General features: G+C 70.3%; 1 pseudogene. It reads left to right on the forward strand.

From position 1 onward, the window contains the following. Positions 1-277: pseudogene (locus D180_RS18315) on the forward strand (glycosyltransferase family 2 protein); the annotation flags it as partial. Positions 278-553 lie beyond the last annotated feature (276 nt).

The raw sequence follows: 553 nt of genomic DNA on the forward strand, positions 1-553 counted from the left end.
GCTGCATGCCGAGGACCTGGACCTGTGCCGCCGGGTGCGCCAGGCCGGTGCCACGGTGGCGGTGCTGAACCGCCTGCGCGTGCTGCACGTGCGCGGCGTGTCCAGCCGCAAACGCCCGTGGTTCGTCGAGTGGCACAAGCACCGCGGGCTGTGGCGCTACTTCCGCAAGTTCGAGGCGCCGACCCGGGCCTGGCCGGTGCGGGCGGCGGTGTGGGCGGTGATCTGGCTGCACGCCTGGGTCACCTTCGCCCGGCTGTGCTGGCGCCGCCCAGGCTGAACGAAATCGGCCGCGTTGCGCGCGCGTGCGGCATGGCAACATAAATTCGCTATATTGGGAAGTACGTCACTTAACAAATGACGTGTTCCGCCGATCTCTCCTGGACCGCGCCTGCTTTCCGGTTCGGGGGAACCCCACCAGGAACTCAACCATGCATGATTTCGACGGCGTGCGTCCGCGCACCCACGTGCGCGCCTGCGCGTCCGCTGTGCCCATGCCCGCTGCCCACCGCGCCACGCCTGCGCGCCGCGCGCGGCTGGCGCTGGCGCTGCTCGC

Origin of the sequence: Xanthomonas sp. SHU 166 (assembly GCF_000364685.1) — a bacterium.
Classification (GTDB): domain Bacteria; phylum Pseudomonadota; class Gammaproteobacteria; order Xanthomonadales; family Xanthomonadaceae; genus Xanthomonas_A; species Xanthomonas_A sontii.